Source organism: Variovorax sp. LjRoot175, from assembly GCF_964253805.1.
In the GTDB taxonomy this organism is placed as follows: Bacteria; Pseudomonadota; Gammaproteobacteria; order Burkholderiales; family Burkholderiaceae_C; genus Variovorax.
On the sequence record NZ_CAXURY020000001.1, the window covers coordinates 3980928 to 4003165 of the forward strand.

Sequence of the window (22238 nt, forward strand, 5' to 3'; positions counted from 1 at the left end):
CGTAGGACGGAGGCGGAATACCGGCCTTGTGTTGCGGCGGTGCGACACCCTTCGCGGCGTAAAATTCGGCCCCTTGCCGTCAGCCTGCTGCCCATGACCTCGTTCGCCAAAGAAACTCTACCCATCAGCCTCGAAGAGGAAATGCGCCGCAGCTATCTCGATTACGCGATGAGCGTGATCGTGGGGCGTGCGCTCCCCGATGCGAGGGATGGCCTCAAGCCGGTGCACCGGCGCGTGCTGTATGCGATGCACGAGCTCAACAATGACTGGAACCGGGCGTACAAGAAGTCGGCCCGTATCGTCGGCGATGTGATCGGTAAGTACCACCCGCACGGCGACCAGTCGGTCTATGACACCATCGTGCGGCTGGCGCAGGACTTTTCCATGCGCCACATGCTGGTCGATGGCCAGGGCAATTTCGGATCGGTCGATGGTGACAACGCGGCCGCGATGCGCTACACGGAAATTCGGCTCGCGAAGATTGCGCATGAAATGCTGGCCGATATTGACAAGGAAACCGTCGATTTCGGTCCGAATTACGACGGCAGCGAGAAAGAACCGCTGGTATTGCCGAGCAAGCTGCCCAATTTGCTGGTCAATGGCTCGGGCGGCATTGCGGTCGGCATGGCGACCAACATCCCGCCGCACAACCTGAACGAAGTCGTCGACGGCTGCCTGCACCTGCTGCGCCACCCGGACGCCAGCATCGACGACCTGATGGAGATCATTCCGGCGCCCGACTTTCCGACGGCCGGGATCATCTACGGCATCAACGGCATCAAGGACGGCTATCGCACCGGCCGCGGCAAGGTGGTGATGCGGGCGAAGTGCCACTTCGAGGACATCGACCGCGGCCAGCGGCAGGCGATCATCGTCGACGAGCTGCCCTATCAGGTCAACAAGAAGACGCTGCAGGAGCGCATGGCCGAGCTGGTGCACGAGAAGAAGATCGAAGGCATCAGCCACATCCAGGATGAGTCCGACAAGTCGGGCATGCGGCTGGTGATCGAGCTCAAGCGCGGCGAAGTGCCCGAAGTGGTGCTCAACAACCTCTACAAGCAGACCCAACTGCAGGACACCTTCGGCATCAACATGGTGGCGCTGGTGGACGGCCAGCCGAAGCTGTGCAACCTCAAAGACCTGATCCAGGTCTTCCTGCAGCACCGCCGCGAAGTCGTGACGCGCCGCACGGTGTTCACGCTGCGCAAGGCGCGCGAACGCGGCCACGTGCTCGAGGGCCTGGCGGTCGCGCTCGCCAACATCGACGAATTCATCGCCATCATTCGCAACGCGCCGACGCCGCCGGTGGCCAAGGCCGAGCTGATGAACCGCCGCTGGGACAGCAAGCTGGTGCGCGAGATGCTCACCCGCACGCGGGCCGACGGCGGCGTCATCAACGCCGACGACTACCGCCCCGACGGACTCGAGATCGAATACGGCATGAGCGCCGACGGGCTCTACAAGCTGTCGGACACGCAGGCCCAGGAAATCCTGCAGATGCGCCTGCAGCGCCTGACCGGCCTGGAGCAGGACAAGATCGTGGCCGAGTACAAGGAAGTCATGGCGGAGATCGACGATCTGCTGGACATCCTGGCCAAGCCCGAGCGCGTCTCGGTGATCATCGGCGACGAGCTCGCGACGATCAAACAGGAGTTCGGTCAGACCAAGCTCGGCTTGCGCCGCAGCCAGGTCGAGCACAGCGCCTTCGATCTTTCGACGGAAGACCTGATCACGCCCACCGACATGGTCGTGACCCTCTCGCACAGCGGCTACATCAAGAGCCAGCCGCTGGGCGAATACCGGGCCCAGAAACGCGGCGGGCGCGGCAAGCAAGCCACGGCGACCAAGGAAGACGACTGGATCGACCAGCTCTTCATCGCCAACACGCACGACTACATCCTGTGCTTCTCCAACCGCGGCCGGCTGTACTGGCTCAAGGTGTGGGAGGTGCCCGCCGGATCGCGCGGCTCGCGCGGACGCCCGATCGTCAACATGTTCCCGCTGCAGGAAGGCGAGAAGATCAACGTCGTGCTGCCCCTGACCGGCGAGAAGCGCACCTTCCCGGCCAATCAATACGTGTTCATGGCGTCCTCGATGGGCACGGTCAAGAAGACTGCGCTCGACGAATTCAGCAACCCGCGCAAGGCCGGCATCATCGCAGTGGATCTCGACCCGGGCGACTACCTGATCGGCGCCGCGCTGACCGACGGCGCGCACGACGTGATGCTGTTTTCCGACGGCGGCAAGGCCGTGCGTTTCGACGAGAACGATGTGCGTCCGATGGGCCGCAACGCACGCGGCGTGCGCGGCATGACGCTCGAGGACGGCCAGGGCGTGATCGCCATGCTGGTCGCGGAGGACGAGGAGCAGAGCGTCCTGACCGCGACGGAAAATGGTTACGGAAAACGCACAAGCATTACCGAGTACACGCGTCATGGCCGGGGAACCAAGGGCATGATCGCGATTCAGCAAAGTGAGCGCAACGGCAAGGTAGTGGCCGCGACTCTCGTGCATGCCGACGACGAGATCATGCTCATCACCGACAAGGGCGTGCTCGTACGCACCCGTGTCTCCGAAATCCGCGAACTCGGACGCGCGACGCAAGGCGTCACGCTGATCGGGCTCGACGAAGGCGCCAAGCTCAGCGGGCTGCAGCGCATCGTCGAGAACGACGCGAACGTGGAGAACGAGCCCGACGCCGACGACACTTCCTCATCATCTTCAACGGAGAACCCTCAGTGAAAAAACTCAAACTCGCGCTCTTGACGGTCGCGCTCGCCGGCAGCTCGATGGCCATGGCACAGGACAAGGCGGCGATGGTCAAGCAATTCATCGATCTGCAGCGCCCCGGCATCGAAGCGCTGGCGCGCGGCCTGGTCGAGCAGTCCAGCGCCCCCATCGCTCAAGCGGGTTCGCAGTATCTGCAGACGCAGGTGCCGGCCGAGAAGCGCGAAGCCGCCGCAAAGGCCGCCGACGCCGAGCTCAAGAAGTACTTCGACGAGGCTTACCCCATCGTGCGCGACAAGGCGGTGGCGCTCGCGCCGGACGCCCTGGGCCCGATCCTGCGCGACAACTTCAGCGACGAAGAACTGCGCCAGCTGCTGGCCTGGATCAGCTCGCCCTTGAGCAAGAAGTACCAGGAACTCAATCCGAAGATGCAGACCGCACTCACGGAAAAGCTGGTGGCCGAGACCCGCACGAGCATCGAACCGAAGATGCGCACGCTCGACACCAACGTTGCCAAGGCATTGGGCGCCCCGACCGGCAACGGCGCGGCAGCACCGGCCAAGCCGGCGCCCAAGGCGCCCGCCAAGAAGTGACGCAGGGTCCGCGCCCGTACAACTTCTCCGCCGGTCCGGCCGCGATGCCGGAGGCAGTGCTGCAACGCGCCGCCTCCGACATGCTGGACTGGCAAGGCAGCGGCATGAGCGTGATGGAGATGAGCCATCGCGGCAAGGAGTTCGGCGCGATCTGCTCGCAGGCCGAGGCCGACATCCGGACGCTGCTCGCGGTACCTGCGCACTTCCACATCCTTTTCATGCAGGGCGGCGGCCTCGGCGAGAACGCGATCGTGCCGATGAACCTGTCGCGCGGCGCCGGCGCCGACTTCGTGATCACCGGCAGCTGGAGCGCCAAATCGCAGAAGGAAGCGCAGCGCTACTGCAAGGCGAACGTCGCCGCGTCCAATGCCGACAGCCAACACACGCGGCTGCCCGACCCCGCGAGCTGGCAGCTCGCGCGCGACGCGTCGTACGTGCATATCTGTTCCAACGAGACGATCCACGGCATCGAATTCCAGGAGTTGCCCGATCTCGCCGCACTGGGCAGCGACGCCCCGCTCGTCATCGATTTCTCTTCCCATGTCGCGTCGCGGCCGGTCGACTGGCGCCGCGTGGGCCTCGCCTTCGGCGGCGCGCAGAAGAACCTCGGCCCGGCCGGCCTCACGATCGTTATCGTGCGCGACGACCTGCTGGGACGCGCGCTCGACATCTGCCCCACGGCCTTCAACTACAAGACGGTGGCAGAGAACAAGTCGATGTACAACACGCCGCCGACCTGGGGCATCTACGTCGCCGGCCTGACCTTCCAATGGCTGCTGCAGCAGACGGAGGGCGAGCTCCGCGGCGTCGAGGCGATGGAGCAGCGCAACATCGCGAAGGCGCAGCTTCTCTACGGCTTCATCGACGCTTCCAGCTTCTACGAGAACAAGGTCGCCGCCAACTGCCGCTCGCGCATGAATGTGCCCTTCTTCCTCAAGGACGAAAGCCGCAACGAGGCCTTCCTCGCCGGCGCGCGCGAAGCGGGTCTGCTGCAGCTGAAGGGGCACAAGTCGGTCGGCGGCATGCGGGCCAGTATTTACAACGCGATGCCGCTGGCCGGCGTGCAGGCACTCGTGAGCTACATGCGAGAATTCGAGCGGTCGCATGCCTAGATGCATGCGTGCCTGACCGATGACCGCACCCACCCCACAGCCTCCTGCCTCCGACAATTCCGCCAGCCTCGCCGATCTGCGCGTGCAGATCGATTCGCTCGACCAGCAACTGCTCGACCTGCTGAACCGCCGCGCGCACGTCGCCGAGCTGGTCGGCGAGGTCAAGAAGCGCGAGGGCACGCCCTACTTCCGGCCCGATCGCGTGGCGCAGGTGATCGAGAAGATGCAGCAGAGCAACGGCGGGCCGCTCAAGGCGCTGCACGTGGCGGCCATCTGGCGCGAGATCATGTCGGCCTGTCTGGCCCTCGAATCGCCGCAGCGCGTCGCCGTGCTCGGCCCCGAAGGAACCTTCTGCGAACAGGCCGCGATCGAATACTTCGGCGGCGCCGCCGACCTGATCTATTGCGCATCCTTCGACGAGGTCTTCCACGCCACGGCCGCCGGCAGCGCGCAGTACGGCGTGGTCGGCGTCGAGAACTCCACCGAAGGCGTGGTCACGCGCTCGCTCGACCTGTTCCTGCACTCGCCCACCCACGTGGTCGGCGAGGTCAGCCTGTTGGTGCGCCATCACCTGCTGCGCACGCGCAACGAGCTCGAAGGCATCGAAGCGGTGCTGGCGCATCCGCAGGCGCTCGCGCAGTGCCAGACCTGGCTCTCCAAGCACCTGCCCAACGCCGAGCGGCGCGCCGTTTCCAGCAACGCCGAGGGTGCGCGGCTCGCGGCCGGCAATCCGGCCTGGGCCGGCCTCGCGAGCGAACGGGCCGCTACCCGCTTCGGGCTGCACATCGTTGCCCACGCGATCCAGGACGACTCGTACAACCGCACGCGCTTCGCCGTCATCTGCCTGCCCCAGACCCTGGCCATGCCGCCGGCCTCGGGCAAGGACTGCACCAGCCTGGTGGTTTCCGTGCCCAACCGGCCCGGCGCAGTGCACGACCTGCTGGTGCCGCTCAAGACCAACAACGTCTCGATGACGCGCTTCGAGTCGCGGCCGGCGCGCACCGGCCAGTGGGAGTACTACTTCTACATCGACGTCGACGGCCATCCGTCACAGCCCAATGTCGCCGCCGCCCTCGCCGAACTGCGCAAGCTTTGCGCGTTCTACAAAGTCATCGGCGCCTACCCCGTCACCGCTTGAGGCCGCCCATGTTTGAACAGCTCGGCTTGATCGGCTGCGGCCTGATGGGCGGCTCCTTCGCGCTGGCGCTCAAGCGCGCGCGGCTGGTCAAGCGCGTGGTCGGCTACAGCAAGTCGCCATCGACCACGGAACGCGCGCGCCAGCTGGGCGTGATCGACGTGGCCGCGCCGTCCGCCCTGCTCGCGGTGTCGGGTGCCGACCTGGTGCTGATTGCCGTTCCGGTGGGCGCTTCGGAAGCCACCTTCAAGGCGATCCGCCACGGCATCACCGACCAGATGCTGGTGATGGACGTGGGCTCGACCAAGGGCGACGTGATCGAGGCCGCGCGGCGCGGCCTGCAGGACCAGCTCGGCGCCTTCGTCCCCGCGCACCCGATCGCCGGCAAGGAGCTCGCCGGCGTCGAGCATGCCGATGCCGGCTTGTATGCCGGGCGCCAGGTCGTGCTCACGCCGATCAAGGCCACGCGGCGCTCCAACGTGCAGCGCGCGACGCAGGTCTGGACGGCGGTGGGCGCCAAGGTCGTGACGATGACGGCCGAGGCGCACGACAGCGCCTTCGCGGCCGTGAGCCACCTGCCGCACCTGCTCGCGTTCGCATTCGTCAAAGCCATCACCGCCCAGCCCGACGGCCATCGCTTTCTGGAGCTGGCGGGTCCCGGTTTTCGCGACTTCACGCGCATCGCGGCCGGCGATCCGGCCATGTGGCGCGACGTCCTGCTGGCCAATCGCGATCAGGTATTGCAGCATTCGCTGGCCTTTCGCGCGGCACTGTCGCAGTTCGAGGCCTTGATGAACGCGGGCGATACGCAGGGCCTGGAAGACGCGATCGCGGCAGCCAGCCGCGTTCGCAGCAAATGGCATCCGGGCGCGGCCGCTTCGCCCGACTGACCATGTTCGAAACACCTTTCCTCGACATCCCGCCGCTCGTCGCCGCCGGCGGTACCGTCAGGCTTCCCGGCTCCAAGAGCATCTCCAACCGCGTGCTGCTGCTGGCGGCGCTCGCCGACGGCACGACCACGGTGCACGACCTGCTGGATTCGGACGACACCCGCGTGATGCTCGATGCGTTGGCCGCGCTCGGCTGCCGCATCGAGCGCACCGGCAATGTGCTGCGCATCGACGGCCTCGACGGCAAGCCGCAGACGCCGGGCGCTTCGCTGTTCCTCGGCAACGCCGGTACCGCGATGCGTCCGCTGACCGCAGCCCTCGCCCTGCTCGGCGGCGATTTCGAGCTGCGCGGCGTGCCGCGCATGCACGAGCGGCCGATCGGCGATCTGGTCGACGCGCTGGTCCAGCTCGGCTGCCGCATCGACTACACCGGCAACCCCGGCTATCCCCCGCTGCACATTCATCCGGTGGCCCTCGATGCTCTGCAGCTCGAAGCGCCGATCCGCGTGCGCGGCGACGTCTCCAGCCAGTTCCTCACCGCGCTGCTGCTCGCCTTGCCGCTGGCCGCAGCGCAGCGCGACATCGTGATCGAGGTGATCGGCGAGCTGATTTCCAAACCTTACATCGAGATCACGCTCAACCTGCTGGCGCGCTTCGGCATCGAGGTCCGGCGCGACGGCTGGCAGCGCTTCACGATTCCCGCGGGCAGCCGCTACCGTTCACCCGGCGACATCCACGTCGAGGCCGATGCGTCCTCGGCCAGCTATTTCATCGCGCTCGGTGCGATCGCGAGCGGCGCGGGCATCCGCATCGAAGGCGTCGGCGCCGGCTCGATCCAGGGCGACATCCGCTTCGTCGAAGCCTCCCGTCAGATGGGCGCGCGCGTCGACAGCGGCCCCAACTGGCTCGAAGTCTCGCGTGGCGCCTGGCCGCTCAAGGCCATCGACCTCGACGCCAACCATATTCCCGACGCGGCGATGACGCTCGCGGTGATGGCGCTCTATGCCGACGGCCCTTGCCTGCTCCGCAACATTGCGAGCTGGCGCGTCAAGGAAACCGACCGCATCGACGCCATGGCCAACGAGCTGCGCAAGCTGGGCGCCACGGTCGAGGACGGCCCCGACTTCATCCGCGTGCACCCGCTGGCCGCGGCCAGCTGGCGCGCGGCCAGCATCCGTACCTACGACGACCACCGCGTGGCGATGTGCTTCTCGCTCGCGGCCTTCAATCCGGCCCGCGTACCGCTGCGCATCCTCGAGCCGCAGTGCGTCGCCAAGACCTTCCCCGACTATTTCGAGACCCTGTTCTCGGTGGCCGAGGCCGTCGAAGTGCCGGTGATCTGCGTCGACGGCCCCACCGCCTCCGGCAAGGGAACACTGGCCCTCGAGCTGGCGCACCGGCTCGGCTATCACTACCTGGATTCGGGTTCGCTCTACCGCGTGACCGGTCTCGCGATGCGCCGCGCGGGGCTCAGCGCAGATGCCGCGCATGAGGCACAGATTGCCACGCTCGCCCGCACCCTGCCCCTTCGCTTCAGCGAAGGCAAGATCGTGCTGGCCGGCGAAGACGTGAGCGATGCCATCCGCACCGAGGCCGCCGGCATGGACGCCTCCCGCGTGTCGGCGCTGCCGGCCGTGCGCGATGCGCTGATGACGCTGCAGAAGAGCTTCCGGCGCCTGCCCGGCCTGGTGGCCGACGGCCGCGACATGGGCACCGTCGTTTTCCCCGACGCCCCGCTCAAGGTCTACCTGACCGCGAACGCCGCCCAGCGCGCCGACCGGCGTCATAAGCAGTTGATTTCAAAGGGTATTTCGACTACAATCGACGGTCTTCGCGCCGACCTGGAAGCGCGTGACCTTCGGGATTCGTCCCGCAGCGTCGCGCCGCTGAAGCCGGCGCCTGATGCCCGCCTCCTGGACAACTCCCTTCTTTCGATCGAGCAATCGGTCGACCGGGTGCTGGACTGGTGGCAGGAAGTACAGCCTTTCAAGTCTTCTTGAAAAGGCGTTTCGGTCCAGCAGGTCCCCGCCGCGCGACAGCGCACCGGCCTGCTGGTTGTTCAACCTCAACCGGGCCCCAAGCCCAACAACCGCCGTCTCCAGATCCGACGCAGTCGCCCGCGATATTGCATTTGCGACTGCAAACCCTGCGTGACGGAAGGAAAACTCAATGTCTGAATCTTTTGCCGACCTGTTCGAAGAATCCCTGAAGCGTTCCGAAATGCGCACCGGCGAGGTCATCACCGCCGAAGTCGTGCGTGTCGAACACAACCACGTCGTGGTCAACGCAGGCCTCAAGTCCGAAGCCTACGTGCCGATCGAGGAGTTCAAGAACGACAAGGGCGAACTCGAAGTCCAGGCCGGCGATTTCGTTTCCGTTGCCATCGGCAGCGTTGAAAACGGCTACGGCGACACCATCCTCTCGCGCGACACCGCCAAGCGTCTGGCTTCGTGGCTCGCTCTCGAGAAGGCACTCGAATCCGGCGATTTCGTCACCGGCACCACCAGCGGCAAGGTCAAGGGCGGTCTCACCGTCCTGGTCAACGGCATCCGCGCGTTCCTGCCGGGCTCGCTGATCGATACGCGTCCGATCAAGGACCTGACCCCCTACGAGAACAAGACCCTCGAATTCAAGGTCATCAAGCTCGACCGCAAGCGCAACAACGTGGTGCTCTCGCGCCGCGCCGTGGTCGAAGCCAGCATGGGCGAAGAGCGCGCCAAGCTGATGGAAACGCTGAAGGAAGGCGCAGTCGTGCGCGGCGTCGTCAAGAACATCACCGAATACGGTGCGTTCGTCGACCTCGGCGGCATCGACGGTCTGCTGCACATCACCGACATGGCATGGCGCCGCGTTCGCCATCCGAGCGAAGTGGTGCAGGCCGGCCAGGAAATCACCGCCAAGATCCTCAAGTTCGACACCGAGAAGAACCGCGTCTCGCTGGGCCTCAAGCAGATGGGCGACGACCCGTGGATGGGCGTCTCGCGCCGCTACCCGCAAGGCACGCGCCTGTTCGGCAAGGTCACCAACATCGCCGACTACGGCGCCTTCGTCGAGCTCGAGCCCGGCATCGAAGGCCTGGTGCACGTCTCCGAAATGGACTGGACCAACAAGAACATCGCCCCGAACAAGATCGTCTCGCTGGGCGACGAAGTCGAAGTCATGGTCCTCGAGATCGACGAAGACAAGCGCCGCATCAGCCTGGGCATGAAGCAGTGCAAGGCCAACCCGTGGCAGGAATTCGCGCAGAACACCAAGCGCGGCGACCGCGTCAAGGGCCCGATCAAGTCGATCACCGACTTCGGCGTGTTCGTCGGCCTGGCTGCCGGCATCGACGGCCTGGTGCACCTGTCCGACCTCTCGTGGAACGAGCCCGGCGAAACCGCCGTGCGCAACTACAAGAAGGGCCAGGAAGTCGAAGCGATCGTGCTGGCCGTGGACGTCGACCGCGAGCGCATCAGCCTCGGCATCAAGCAGCTCGACAGCGACCCGTTCACCACCTTCACCACGGTGAACGACAAGGGCCAGATCGTGACCGGCAAGGTCAAGACCGTGGACGCCCGCGGCGCCGAGATCGACCTCGGTGAGGACATCATCGGCTATCTGCGCGCCAGCGAAATCTCCCGCGACCGCGTGGAAGATGCACGCAACGTGCTCAAGGAAGGCGACGAAGTCACGGCCGTGGTGGTCAACGTGGATCGCAAGACCCGCAACATCCAGCTGTCGATCAAGCAGAAGGACATGGTCGACGAGCAAGGCGCGATGGCCAGCCTGAGCCAGCAGTCGGCACGCGAGAACGCGGGCACGACCAGCCTGGGTGCTCTGCTGCGCGCCAAGCTCGACAACAACGAGAAGTAAACAGAGGAAAACACGGTGAGCGTTGCTCACCGTGTCCTTCTGTGGTTTATGACTCGTTCTGACCTTGTCGAAGAATTGGCGGCGCGCTTCGCTCAACTGACGCACCGCGACGCCGAATACGCCGTCAAGACCATTCTTGATGCGATGAGCGACGCGCTGGTGCGCGGGCACCGCATCGAGATCCGCGGCTTCGGCAGCTTCACGGTGAACCGGCGTCCGCCGCGCATCGGCCGCAATCCGCGGTCGGGCGAGAGCGTGCAGATTCCCGAAAAGCGGGTGCCGCACTTCAAGCCGGGCAAGGCGCTGCGCGAGGCGGTCGACGCCCGCACGGCCGAACTCGACGCGCAGAAACGCGAAGCCTGAAGCATAGAATTCCCCCGCCAACGGGGACGCGCATGAAATACCTCCTGTGGCTGCTCAAGGCAGCCATTTTTTTTACCCTCTTCGCCTTCGCGCTGAACAACCAGCACGACGCCACCGTCTACTTCTTCTTCGGCACCCACTGGCGCGCCCCGCTCGTGCTGGTGGTGCTTGCGGCCTTTGCCGGCGGACTCGTGGTCGGCGCGCTCGGCATGCTGCCGGGCTGGTGGAAGCACCGCAGCGCCGCGGCGCAACTGCCCGCGGCGCCGGTCTCGCCCGTCACGGCAGCCCCTGCCCCGGCAGCCGCCGCCACCGACCTTCCCGCCGTACGCCAACATGGACTTTGATTTCAGCTGGCTGCTGCTCGGCCTGCCCCTCGCCTTCGTCCTCGGCTGGCTGGCCTCGCGTTTCGATCTCAGGCAGTTGCGCATCGAAAACCGGCAGGCGCCCAAGGCCTACTTTCGCGGCCTCAACTTCCTGCTCAACGAGCAGCAGGACCAGGCCATCGATGCCTTCATCGAAGCCGTTCAGAACGACCCCGACACCCAGGAACTGCACTTCGCGCTGGGCAACCTGTTTCGCCGCCGAGGCGAATACCAGCGTGCTGTGCGCGTGCACGAGCACCTGCTGGGCCGCGGCGACCTGAGCCGCGCCGACCGCGATCGCGCGCAGCATGCGCTGGCGCAGGACTTCCTGCGCGCCGGCCTGCTCGATCGCGCCGAAGCCGCGCTGCAGAAGCTCGAAGGCACGCGCTACGAGAACGAGGCCCGGCTCGCCCTGCTCGCCATCTACGAACGCTCGCGCGAGTGGGCGCAAGCCGCCGCAGTGGCGCAGAAGCTTGACGAGACCGAGCAGGCCAGCTACGGCGTGCGCCGTGCCCATCACCTCTGCGAGCAGTCCGCCGAGCAGGCGGCGGCCGGCGACCTGAACGCCGCAGCGCAGTTGCTGGAGCAGGCGGTCGCGCTGGCGCCGCAGGCGCCGCGGCCGGCCATCGACACGGCTACGCTGCAACTGCGCAACGGCGACTCCGCCAAGGCCTTCGAAACGCTCGCCGCCCTCAGCGAGAACGCGCCGCTGGCGCTGCCTCTTTACGCGGCGATGCTGCAGCAGGCCTCGGTCGCTTCGCAGCGCGCGGGCGAGGCGCTGATCCTGCTCCAGCGCCGCTATGCAGAATCGCCCTCGATCGACGTGCTCGAGGCAATCATGGCCTTGGGCGGCGCGCCGGTGCTGCCGGAGGACACCACGTCCAGCGCGCCAGCGGCGCCGGAACCGCGCGACGGCTACATCGCGCACCTGGCCCACCAGCCCTCCCTCGTGGCGGCGTCCCGCTGGCTGGCGAGCGAGCACTTCACGCACGAGCAGTTCCATCCGCAGGTGCAACGCGCGCTCGACCAGGCCACGCGGCCGCTGCTGCGCTACCGCTGCGCAGCCTGCGGCTTCGAAGCCCATCAGCATTTCTGGCACTGCCCCGGCTGCCAGGCCTGGGACAGCTACCCGCCCCGGCGCGTCGAAGAGCTCTGAACAAATCTGATCAATTCTGACTTCGTCGCAGAGGCGTCAACCGCAGCTCAGAACCTGCCGTTGAAACCCGCGCCGTGCGCATGCCGCGTGCGGCGGGATGCCCCGGCATCCCTTTCACAACAATGTCAGGGAATCTCAAGGAAGAAAATGTTGGCCATCATGGCCATGCTCGTTGCGACCGCCTCCTGGGCAGCAGTCGATGTCAACAAATACGGCGCACGCAGAGCTCGATGCGCTCAGGGGCGTGGGCCCCGCGGTCTCCAAGCGCATCATCGAAGCACGCAAGCAAGGCGCGTTCAGGACTGGCCGGACCTCATGAGCCGGGTCAAGGGCGTGAAGGAGAAGGCGGCCGCCAAGCTGTCTGCCGAAGGGCTGACCGTCAATGGCCAGAGCTTCGCGGGCGCCGCGGCACCTGCGGCCAAGGTCGCGAAGTCCGAGACCCCCAAGGCCGACGGCGCCTCCAAGAAGGCCGACGCCAAGCCCTGAACCATCTCCGCCGCGGTTCGCCGCGCTGATCCAAAGCCGCCTACGGGCGGCTTTTTCATTCGCGCCGAGGCGTCGGCCATGCGCCTACGGCAGGGGAAAGCCCCACGCGATGGCCCGATATTTGCACGTATGCTCCCCGTCGCCTTTTTACTTTCGTACGTTCTGGAGAGCCCATGAATCACAAGTTCGGCATTGCCCTCGCTGGCCTGACCCTCGGCGCAGCAGCGTTGGCGCAAACCAAGTGGGACCTGCCCACCGCCTACCCGGCCACCAACTACCACACCGAGAACATCACGCAGTTCGCGAAGGACGTCGACGCCGCCACCGGCGGCAAGCTCAAGATCACCGTGCATGCGAACGCATCGCTGTTCAAGGCGCCCGAAATCAAGCGCGCCGTGCAAAGCGGCCAGGCCCAGGCCGGCGAGATCCTGCTGGCCAATTTCGCCAACGAGAACCCGATCTACGCGCTCGACGGCGTGCCCTTCCTTGCGACCACCTATCCCGAAGCGAAGAAGCTCTACGAGGCTTCCAAGCCCGCCATGGAGAAGCTGCTGGCCGCACAGGGCATCAAGGTGCTGTTCATGGTGCCATGGGCACCTCAGGGCATCTACGTGAAGAAGGAAATCGGCTCCGTCGCCGACCTGCGCGGCATCAAGTGGCGCGCCTACAGCCCCGCCACGGCCAAGATCGCCGAACTGATCGGCGCGCAGCCGGTGCAGATCCAGCAGGCTGAGCTGAGCGCGGCGATGGCCACGGGCGTGATCGAAAGCTACATGAGTTCCGGCTCGACCGGCTACGACACCAAGACCTACGAGCACATCAAGAACTTCTACGACACGCAGGCCTGGATCCCGAAGAACGCGATCCTGGTCAATGCCAAGGCCTTCGACGCGCTCGACCCCGCCACCAAGGCCGCAGTGACCAAGGTCGCGGCCGACGCCGAGGCACGCGGCTGGAAGGTCGCCCAGGAAAAGAACGACGAATACAAGCGCCTGCTGGCCGAGCGCGGCATGAAGATCCACAAGCCTTCGCCCAAGCTCGATGCCGACATGCGCCAGGTCGGCGGCATCATGCAGGCCGACTGGCTCAAGGCCACCGGCGCCGAAGGCCAAGCGATCGTCGACGCCTACAAGAAGAAATAAGACATGCGCCGATTCCTCGATCGTCTGTACGGCGGCGCAGGTGCGCTCGGCGCCTTCTGCGTGTTCCTGATCTTCGTGCTGATGGTCGTGGCCGGCGTCGGCCGCCAGATGAACTGGCATGTGAGCGGGCTCAACGATGCGGTGTCCTGGCTCTGCGCCGCGGCCTCCTTCTTCGCGATGGCCCATGCCTTCCGCCACGGCGACTTCGTGCGCGTGACGCTGCTGCTCGATGCCGTGCCGCTCAAGATGCGGCGCGTGCTCGACGTCACGTGTTTGCTGATCGCCGCGGTCTCGGTGGCCTACCTCACCTACTGGGCCACCAGCTTCACCTGGGAGAGCTACGAATTCGCCGAGATGGCGACCGGCCTCCTGGTCATCCCGATCTGGATTCCGCAATCGACCTTCGTGATCGGCTGCTGGCTGCTGCTCGTCGCGATGATCGACGAACTGGTCGGCGTGGTGCGCGGCGAGAAGCCGAGCTACCAGCGCGCAGTCGAAGAACGGCACGCGGCCGGCGACTTCTCCTCGGATATCTAGATGCTCGATACCCTCCTCATGGGCGCGCTGCTGCTCGCCATCATGCTGCTGCTCCTGGCCGGCGGCGTCTGGATCGCGATGACGCTGGCCATCGTCGGCTGGGTCGGCCAGGCCTTCTTCACCAACACGCTGCCCGGCAAGAACCTGTTCTCGGCCTTCTGGGAAAGCAATGCCAGCTGGGAGCTCGCGGCGCTGCCGCTCTTCATCTGGATGGGCGAGATCCTGTTTCGCACCAAGCTCAGCGAAGAGATGTTCGAAGGCCTGCGCCCCTGGCTCAACCGCGTGCCGGGGCGCTTGATGCACACCACCATCCTCGGCTGCGGCGTGTTCGGCTCGGTCTCGGGTTCGTCGGCCGCGACCTGCGCGACCATCGCCAAGGTCGCGCTGCCCGAACTCAAGCGCCGCGGCTACAACGAGAAGCTGGCCATCGGCTCGCTCGCGACCGCCGGCACGCTCGGCATCCTGATCCCGCCCTCGATCACCATGGTGGTCTATGCGGTGGCGGCCGACGCCTCGATCATCCGCATCTTCCTGGCCGGCTTCCTGCCGGGCTTCCTGTTAATGCTGCTGTTCTCGGGCTACATCGGCTGGTGGAGCCTGCGCAACCCCGACAAGGTGCCGCCGGCCGATCCGCCCACCGGCTTCAGGGAAAAGATCCGCCTCTCGGGCAACCTGATTCCCTGCGGATTGCTGATCGTCTTCATCGTATGGGTGCTGGTCGCGGGCTGGGCCACGGCCACCGAGTGCGCGGCCTTCGGCGTGCTGGGTTCGCTGGCCATCGCGGCGTGGGGCAAGAGCCTTACCTGGCAGAACTTCAAGGACGGGATCATGGGCGCCACGCGCACCAGCTGCATGATCATGTTCATCCTGGCCGGCGCCGCCTTCCTCACCAAGACCATGGCTTTCACCGGCATCCCGATGCAGCTGGCCGAGTGGGTGGACGGCATGCACCTCTCGCCCTATGCGTTGATCGGCGCGCTGGTGGTGGTGTACCTGGTGCTTGGCACCGCGCTCGACGGCATCAGCATGATCGTGCTCACGGCCGCCGTGGTGCTGCCCATGGTGCAGAAGGCCGGCTTCGACCTCGTCTGGTTCGGCATCTTCGTGGTGCTCTTGGTCGAGATCGCGGAGGTCACGCCGCCGGTGGGCTTCAACCTGTTCGTGCTGCAGAACATGACCGGCAAGGACAGCAACGTGATCGCCAAGGCCGCGATCCCCTTCTTCTTCTGCCTGGTGCTGTGCATCGCGCTGATCACGCTGTTCCCGGGCATCGTGACCGTGTTGCCCAACGCGGTGATGGGCGTCGAGAAGTAGGCGCCGTGCTGCCGGTGTTCGCGATCTGCGTCGGCGCCTCGCTGGGCGCACTGGCACGCTGGGGGCTGGGGCTCTGGCTCAGCACCCCCGGCGCGTCGATTCCCTACGGCACGCTTGCCTCCAACCTCATCGGCGGCTATCTGGTCGGCGTTGCGGTCGCCATGTTCCAGGCCATACCGCAACTCGACCCGGTCTGGCGCCTGCTGCTGATCACCGGCTTTCTCGGCGGGCTCACCACCTTCTCCAGCTTCTCCGCCGAGGTGATCGCGATGCTGATGCAGGACCGGCTCGCGCTGGCCTTCGGCACGGCGGCGCTGCATGTCTGCGGCTCGCTGGTCCTCACCTGGATGGGCATTCGCACGGTGCAGCAGTTCGCGGGCTGATTCGAGGGCTTTCTCCGAGGGGCGCTCGATAGAATCGATCGCGATGGCCCTTGTCCTCCTCGTCGCACTGCCCTTTGTTGCCAGCGTGCTCGCGGCCTTGCTGCCGTCGGATGCACGCAACCGGGAGTCGACGCTGGCGGGCCTGGTCGCGCTGGGTTGCGCGGTGCAGGCTGCATGGCTCTTCCCGCAACTCGCCGACGGCAATGTGATCCGCGAGGAGATCGCGTGGCTGCCCGCGCTCGGCCTCAACCTCGTGTTCCGCATGGACGGCTTCGCCTGGCTGTTCTGCATGCTGGTGCTCGGCATCGGCACACTGGTCGTGCTCTACGCGCGGTACTACATGTCGCCTTCGGACCCGGTGCCGCGCTTCTTCGCCTTCTTCCTCGCCTTCATGGGCGCGATGGTCGGCGTGGTGCTTTCGGGCAACCTGATCCAGATGGTGCTGTTCTGGGAGCTCACCAGCCTGTTCTCCTTCCTGCTCATCGGCTACTGGCACCACCGGCGCGACGCGCGGCGCGGCGCGCGCATGGCGCTCACAGTCACGGGCGCGGGCGGCCTGTGCCTGCTCGCGGGCGTGCTGGTGCTGGGCCGCATCGTCGGCAGCTACGAACTCGACGTGGTGCTGGCCTCGGGCGAGGAGATTCGTGCGCACCGGCTCTATCCGCTGGTGCTGGTGCTGGTGCTGCTCGGCGCCTTCACCAAGAGCGCGCAATTCCCTTTCCACTTCTGGCTGCCGCGCGCGATGGCGGCGCCCACGCCCGTTTCCGCCTACCTGCACTCGGCCACCATGGTGAAGCTGGGCGTGTTCCTGATGGCGCGGCTGTGGCCGGTGCTCTCCGGCACCGAGGCCTGGTTCTGGCTCGTGAGCGGTGCGGGCGCCGCCACGCTGCTCTTGGGTGGCTATGTCGCGATGTTCCAGCGCGACCTCAAGGCGCTGCTCGCTTACTCGACCATCTCGCACCTCGGGCTCATCACGCTGCTGCTCGGGCTCAACAGCCCGCTGGCCGCCGTCGCGGCCGTGTTCCACGTCATGAACCACGCGACCTTCAAGGCCTCGCTCTTCATGGCGGCCGGCATCATCGACCACGAGAGCGGCACGCGCGACATCCGCAAGCTGAGCGGCCTGCTCCGGCTGATGCCCATCACCGGCACGCTGGCGATCATCGCCAGCGCCTCGATGGCCGGCGTGCCGCTGCTCAACGGCTTCCTCTCCAAGGAGATGTTCTTCGCCGAGACCGTGTTCATCCGGGCCACCCCCTGGGTCAACTTGAGCCTGCCGGTCATCGCGACGCTGGCCGGCGTGTTCAGCGTGGCCTATTCGGCGCGCTTCGTGTTCGACGTGTTCTTCGGCCCGTCCCCCGGCCCCGACGTGCCGAAGCAGCCGCACGAACCGCCGCACTGGATGCGCGTGCCGGTCGAACTGCTGGTGCTGACCTGCCTCGTGGTCGGCGTGGCGCCGGCCTGGTCGGTGGGCGCCTTCCTCGCCGCGGCAGCGACGCCGGTGGTCGGCGGCGTGCTGCCCGAATACAGCCTGGCCGTGTGGCACGGCTTCAACACGCCGCTCCTGATGAGCTTCGTCGCGCTCGCGGGCGGCGCGGGACTCTACATGCTGCAGCGGCGCGGGCGCGCCCGCGGCGATCTCGAGTACACGCCGCTGCTGCATCGCTTCGACGGCCAGCGCATGTTCGAGAACCTGCTCGCGCGCCTCAGCGAAGCCGGCCGGCGCAGCCGGCGCCTCTTCGGCACGCGGCGGCTGCAAATGCAGTTGCTGCTGCTGGTCGTCGTCGCCCTCGCCGGCGCGGCGGCCTCGCTGTGGCTCACGCCTGCCGAGCGCGGAACGCGCGAACTGCTGCCCTTCTCGACCATGTTCGCGATGACCTGGGTCATCGGCGGCATCTGCGCGCTGGCCGCCGCCTGGCAGGCCAAGTTCCACCGGCTGGCCTCGCTGATGCTGGCCTCGGGCGCGGGCCTGGTGTGCTGCACCACCTACATCTGGTTCTCGGCGCCCGACCTCGCGCTCACGCAGCTGGTGGTGGAGACCGTGACCGTGGTGCTGATCCTGTTGGGCCTGCGCTGGCTGCCGATGCGCACCGCCAAGCCGCAGCCCGCACTGGTGCGAATCCGGCTCTGGGGGCGGCGCGGGCGCGACTTGACTATTGCGGCACTGTCCGGATGCGGCATGGCCGCGCTGGCCTGGACCGTGATGACGCGCCCCTTCCCCCAAAGCATTTCGCCCTTCTTCCTCGAGCGCGCCCTGCCCGAGGGCGGCGGCACCAACGTGGTCAACGTGATGCTGGTTGACTTCCGCGGCTTCGACACCTTCGGCGAGATCGCAGTGCTCGGCATCGTCGCCCTCGCCGTCTATGCACTGCTGCGCCGCTTCCGGCCGGCGCCCGAGTCCATGGCCCTGCCCGCGCAGCAGCGCGCGCAGACCGACGACGGCAGCAGCGACCTGCTGAACCCGCGCCGTGCCCAGGACACCGCCGTCGGCTACCTCATGGTGCCGGCCGTGCTCGTGCGCTTCCTGCTGCCGCTCTCGGTGCTGGTGTCGATCTACTTCTTCATGCGCGGTCACAACCAGCCGGGTGGCGGCTTCGTCGCCGGGCTGGTGATGTCGGTGGCGCTGGTGCTGCAGTTCATCGTCTCCGGCGCCGAGTGGGTGGAAGAACACCTGCGCATCTACCCGCGGCGCTGGATCGCGATCGGCCTGCTGCTCGCGCTGGCCACCGGCTCGGGCGCGGTGCTGTTCGGCTATCCCTTCCTCACCACGCACACCGCGCACCTGCACCTGCCGGTGCTCGGCGAGGTGCACGTGCCGAGCGCATTGTTCTTCGACATCGGCGTGTTCGCGCTGGTGCTGGGCGCGACCATGCTGATCCTCACCGCGCTGGCCCATCAGTCCATCCGCAGTCACCGCTGGGCTGACGAACAAGCCGAGAAAGAAGCCGAGCGCGCCGCGGCCGATGCCAAAGGCGCCGCCTGATGGAGGCCGTGCTCGCCATCGCCATCGGTGTACTCACCGGCTCCGGCGTCTACTTGCTGCTGCGCCCGCGCACCTTCCAGGTGATCATGGGCCTCACGCTGATCTCCTATGCGGTGAACCTGTTCATCTTCAGCATGGGCCGCGTCAAGATCGATAGCGAACCGGTGCTGATCCCGGGCTTCGCCGCCACGCTGGCCAACACCGCCGATCCGATGCCGCAGGCGCTGGTGCTCACCGCGATCGTGATCGGCTTCGCGATGACCGCGCTGTTCCTGGTCGTGCTGTTGGCCTCGCGCGGGCTCAGCGGCACCGACCACGTGGACGGCGAAGAGCGCAAGGAGCCGCAGGAATGACAGGCCTCTTCCGCTTCCTCGACCACCTGCTCGAGCTCGGCATGCCGCATCTCGTGGCGGTGCCGATCCTGCTGCCCCTGTTCACGGCCGCGCTGATGCTGCTCCTGGGCGAACAGCGCCGGCGCACCAAGTCTTTCCTGAGCGTGGTCTCCGGCCTGGTCGGCCTCCTGGCCGCGCTGGCCTTGCTTCGCTGGGTCAACGCCGCCGACACCGGCAGCGGCGCAGGCTCGATCGGCGTCTACCTGCCGGGCAACTGGCGTGCACCCTTCGGCATCGTGCTGGTGGCCGATCGGCTCTCGACGATGATGGTGGCGCTCACCGGCGTCGTCGCCTTCGCCGCCTCGATCTACTCGACCTCGCGCTGGGACCGGGCCGGCGTGCACTTCCATCCGCTGCTGCAGCTGCAGCTCATGGGACTCAACGGTGCTTTCCTGACCGGCGACCTGTTCAACCTCTTCGTCTTCTTCGAAGTGATGCTCGCCGCCTCCTACGGTTTGCTGCTGCACGGCTCCGGCCGGCTGCGCGTGCAGGCCGGCCTGCACTACGTGGCCATCAACCTCGCGGCCTCGTCGCTGTTCCTCGTGGGCGCAGCGCTGCTCTACGGCGTGACCGGCACCCTCAACATGGCCGACCTCGGCATGCGCATTGCGCAGCTCGCGCCGGCCGATCGCGGCCTGGTGCATGCGGCCGCGGCCATCCTCGCGACCGCCTTCTTCGCCAAGGCCGGGGCCTGGCCGCTCAACTTCTGGCTGGTGCCGGCCTACAGCGCCGCCGTGTCGCCGGTGGGCGCAGTGTTCGCGCTCCTCACCAAGCTCGGCGTCTACACGGTGCTTCGGCTCTGGACCGTGCTGTTCGCGCCCGACACCGGTGCTTCGGCGCAGTTCGGGCAGGCCGTGCTGGTCGCGACCGGGCTGGCCACGCTGTTCGTCGGTGCACTCGGCATCGTCGGCACCCAGCGGCTGTCCAACCTTGCCGGCTTCAGCGTGCTGATCTCCGCCGGCACGATGCTGGCCGCCATCGGACTCGGGCAGCCGGCGGTGTGGGCGGGTGCGCTCTACTACCTGCTGACGTCCACGCTGGCGGCCAGCGCCTTCTTTCTCCTGATCGACATGATCGAGCGCTGGCGCAATGCAGGCATGAGCGTCGCGCCGCACGAGGCGGCCGGCGATGCACCCTTTCTCTCGGAAGACTTGAGTCGCCTGAACGACGTGAATCTCGACGACGATGCGCAAGCGCTTTACGGCCGCGCCATTCCGGCCGGCATCGCCTTCCTCGGCCTCGGCTTCGTCGGCTGCACGCTGCTGCTGGCAGGACTGCCGCCGCTGTCGGGTTTCGTCGGCAAGTTCGCGATGCTCTCGGGCCTGCTCGGCGCGGAACAAGGCATCACGCCGGCGGGCTGGGCCTTCATCGCGCTCTTGATCGTCTCGGGTTTTCTTTCGCTGATCGCCCTGAGCCGCACCGGCATCCGCCACTTCTGGACCCAGCCGCACGCCACGCTGCCTTCGCTGCCTGCGGTCGAAGTGCTGCCGGTGGCGGCGCTGCTGGCGGCCTGCCTCGCGCTGACGCTCGCGGCCGAGCCGGTGATGCGGCACGCCGCCGCCACGGCCGAAGGCCTGCGTTCGCCCGCCTCCTACCGCGAGGCCGTGCTCGGCGCGCGGCAGCTCCCGGGCCCCACCACGCAAGCAGGAGGCAGCGCACGATGATCAAACTCAAACGCTGGCTTCCCTCGCCGCCGCTGTCGCTGGCACTCTTCGTCGTGTGGCTACTGCTGAACCAGTCGCTCGATGCAGCGACGCTGCTGCTGGCGGCCATCCTCGCGATCGCGGTCCCGATCCTGACCCAGAGCCTCAGGCCCGCCACGGTGCGCATGCGCCGTCCGGGGCTGGCGCTGCGGCTCGCCGGCGTCGTCGCGCTGGACCTCGTCCATTCGGCCCTGACCGTGGCCCGGCTGCTGCTCACGCGGCGCGGCAGCGGCATGTCGCCACGCTTCGTGCGCGTGTCGCTCCAACTGCGCGATCCCAATGCGCTGGCGGTGCTGGCGATGATCCTGTGCCTCACGCCGGGCACGGCCTGGGGCGAGATCTCGCTCGACCGCTCCACGCTCCTGATCCACGCGTTCGACGTCGAGGACGAAGCAGCCTTCGTCGCCACGATCAAGGCGCGCTACGAGCGCCCGCTGATGGAGATCTTCGAATCATGACCCCCGTGCTCTTCTGGGCCCTCAAGCTGGCGCTGCTGCTGCTTGCGGTGGCCATGCTGTGCGCACTGGCGCGCCTGCTCGTCGGCCCCACCGCGCAAGACCGCGTGATGGCGCTCGACTGCCTCTACATCAACGGCATGCTGATGATGCTGGTGCTCGGCATCGTCTATGCGAGCAATGTCTACTTCGAGGCGGCGATGCTGATCGCGCTGTTCGGCTTCGTCGGCTCGACCGCGCTCGCGAAGTTCCTGCTGCGCGGCGAGGTGATCGAATGAGCGACTTCATCGTGGGCCCGCTGCCGCTTTGGGCCGAGATCCTGGCCGCGGTATTCACCGTGCTGGGCGCCGCCTTTGCCGCTATCGGCTCCTTCGGGCTGGTGCGGCTGCCAACCTTCTTTCACCGCATCCATGCGCCCACGCTCGGTGCGACGCTCGGCGTGTGGTGCATCACGCTGGCCACCATCATTTACTTCTCCGTGCAGGGCGCAAACCTGTTCCTGCACGCGGTGCTGATCGCGCTCTTCGTCGCCCTCACGGCGCCGGTCACGACCATCTTCCTGATGCGCGCCGCGCTGTTCCGCGAGCGCCAGAAGGGCGGCGACATTCCGCCGCCCACCTAGCGCCATTCCATCAAGGGGCTGGGCTTCG

At 66.9% G+C, this 22238-nt stretch carries 21 protein-coding genes; all 21 read left to right on the plus strand.

Features of this window, described 5'->3' with window-relative positions; genetic code table 11:
- Positions 1-93: 93 nt before the first annotated feature.
- The 21 genes from gyrA to mnhG all read left to right on the plus strand — a co-directional run bounded on the left by gyrA (position 94) and on the right by mnhG (position 22210).
- Entirely contained in the window at positions 94-2742 is a 2649-nt protein-coding gene (gyrA, locus tag ACSQ89_RS19770; protein WP_436291012.1) for a DNA gyrase subunit A, read from the plus strand.
- Positions 2739-3320, plus strand: a complete 582-nt coding sequence (locus ACSQ89_RS19775) for a DUF2059 domain-containing protein (RefSeq protein WP_093103109.1) — start codon at positions 2739-2741, stop codon at positions 3318-3320. The genes gyrA and ACSQ89_RS19775 overlap by 4 nt, the downstream gene beginning before the upstream one ends.
- Positions 3317-4432, plus strand: a complete 1116-nt coding sequence (serC, locus tag ACSQ89_RS19780; RefSeq protein WP_436291011.1) for a 3-phosphoserine/phosphohydroxythreonine transaminase — start codon at positions 3317-3319, stop codon at positions 4430-4432. Before ACSQ89_RS19775 ends, serC begins: the two co-directional genes overlap by 4 nt.
- Positions 4433-4451: 19 nt before the next feature.
- Positions 4452-5570, plus strand: coding sequence for a prephenate dehydratase (gene pheA / locus ACSQ89_RS19785; RefSeq protein WP_436291010.1), 1119 nt, complete (start codon positions 4452-4454; stop codon positions 5568-5570).
- 8 nt (positions 5571-5578) lie between these two features.
- On the plus strand, positions 5579-6457 hold the full coding sequence (locus ACSQ89_RS19790) for a prephenate dehydrogenase (protein ID WP_436291009.1): 879 nt from the start codon (positions 5579-5581) through the stop codon (positions 6455-6457).
- A gap of 2 nt (positions 6458-6459) precedes the next feature.
- A complete protein-coding gene (locus ACSQ89_RS19795; RefSeq protein ID WP_436296348.1) occupies positions 6460-8457 on the plus strand; it encodes a bifunctional 3-phosphoshikimate 1-carboxyvinyltransferase/cytidylate kinase in 1998 nt (665 codons plus the stop codon).
- A gap of 169 nt (positions 8458-8626) precedes the next feature.
- A complete protein-coding gene (rpsA, locus tag ACSQ89_RS19800; RefSeq protein WP_093103102.1) occupies positions 8627-10312 on the plus strand; it encodes a 30S ribosomal protein S1 in 1686 nt (561 codons plus the stop codon).
- A gap of 48 nt (positions 10313-10360) precedes the next feature.
- Complete coding sequence (locus ACSQ89_RS19805) at positions 10361-10675, plus strand: integration host factor subunit beta (protein ID WP_093103101.1); 315 nt, start codon at positions 10361-10363, stop codon at positions 10673-10675.
- Positions 10676-10707: 32 nt separating this feature from the next.
- Positions 10708-11019, plus strand: a complete 312-nt coding sequence (locus ACSQ89_RS19810; protein WP_093103099.1) for a LapA family protein — start codon at positions 10708-10710, stop codon at positions 11017-11019.
- On the plus strand, positions 11009-12193 hold the full coding sequence (gene lapB, locus ACSQ89_RS19815; protein WP_093103098.1) for a lipopolysaccharide assembly protein LapB: 1185 nt from the start codon (positions 11009-11011) through the stop codon (positions 12191-12193). Before ACSQ89_RS19810 ends, lapB begins: the two co-directional genes overlap by 11 nt.
- Positions 12194-12508: 315 nt before the next feature.
- Positions 12509-12679 (plus strand): hypothetical protein, encoded by a 171-nt coding sequence (locus ACSQ89_RS19820; RefSeq protein ID WP_244503738.1) that lies wholly within the window; start codon positions 12509-12511, stop codon positions 12677-12679.
- 173 nt (positions 12680-12852) lie between these two features.
- Complete coding sequence (locus ACSQ89_RS19825) at positions 12853-13821, plus strand: TRAP transporter substrate-binding protein (protein WP_436291007.1); 969 nt, start codon at positions 12853-12855, stop codon at positions 13819-13821.
- Between the two features lie 3 nt (positions 13822-13824).
- The gene (locus tag ACSQ89_RS19830; protein ID WP_093103095.1) at positions 13825-14358 is read left to right on the plus strand and encodes a TRAP transporter small permease; all 534 of its coding nucleotides are present in this window, start codon (positions 13825-13827) and stop codon (positions 14356-14358) included.
- The gene (locus ACSQ89_RS19835; RefSeq protein ID WP_093103093.1) at positions 14359-15672 is read left to right on the plus strand and encodes a TRAP transporter large permease; all 1314 of its coding nucleotides are present in this window, start codon (positions 14359-14361) and stop codon (positions 15670-15672) included.
- A gap of 5 nt (positions 15673-15677) precedes the next feature.
- Positions 15678-16055 (plus strand): fluoride efflux transporter CrcB, encoded by a 378-nt coding sequence (gene crcB / locus ACSQ89_RS19840; protein WP_436291006.1) that lies wholly within the window; start codon positions 15678-15680, stop codon positions 16053-16055.
- Between the two features lie 43 nt (positions 16056-16098).
- Positions 16099-19038: a monovalent cation/H+ antiporter subunit A gene (locus ACSQ89_RS19845; RefSeq protein WP_436291005.1), complete on the plus strand. Its 2940-nt coding sequence runs from the start codon at positions 16099-16101 to the stop codon at positions 19036-19038.
- Positions 19038-19391, plus strand: coding sequence for a Na+/H+ antiporter subunit C (locus tag ACSQ89_RS19850; protein ID WP_093103089.1), 354 nt, complete (start codon positions 19038-19040; stop codon positions 19389-19391). The genes ACSQ89_RS19845 and ACSQ89_RS19850 overlap by 1 nt, the downstream gene beginning before the upstream one ends.
- The gene (locus ACSQ89_RS19855) at positions 19388-21094 is read left to right on the plus strand and encodes a monovalent cation/H+ antiporter subunit D (RefSeq protein WP_436291004.1); all 1707 of its coding nucleotides are present in this window, start codon (positions 19388-19390) and stop codon (positions 21092-21094) included. The genes ACSQ89_RS19850 and ACSQ89_RS19855 overlap by 4 nt, the downstream gene beginning before the upstream one ends.
- Positions 21091-21591 (plus strand): Na+/H+ antiporter subunit E, encoded by a 501-nt coding sequence (locus ACSQ89_RS19860; RefSeq protein ID WP_436296349.1) that lies wholly within the window; start codon positions 21091-21093, stop codon positions 21589-21591. Before ACSQ89_RS19855 ends, ACSQ89_RS19860 begins: the two co-directional genes overlap by 4 nt.
- Complete coding sequence (locus ACSQ89_RS19865; RefSeq protein WP_093103086.1) at positions 21588-21866, plus strand: K+/H+ antiporter subunit F; 279 nt, start codon at positions 21588-21590, stop codon at positions 21864-21866. The genes ACSQ89_RS19860 and ACSQ89_RS19865 overlap by 4 nt, the downstream gene beginning before the upstream one ends.
- The gene (gene mnhG, locus ACSQ89_RS19870; protein WP_436291002.1) at positions 21863-22210 is read left to right on the plus strand and encodes a monovalent cation/H(+) antiporter subunit G; all 348 of its coding nucleotides are present in this window, start codon (positions 21863-21865) and stop codon (positions 22208-22210) included. The genes ACSQ89_RS19865 and mnhG overlap by 4 nt, the downstream gene beginning before the upstream one ends.
- Positions 22211-22238 lie beyond the last annotated feature (28 nt).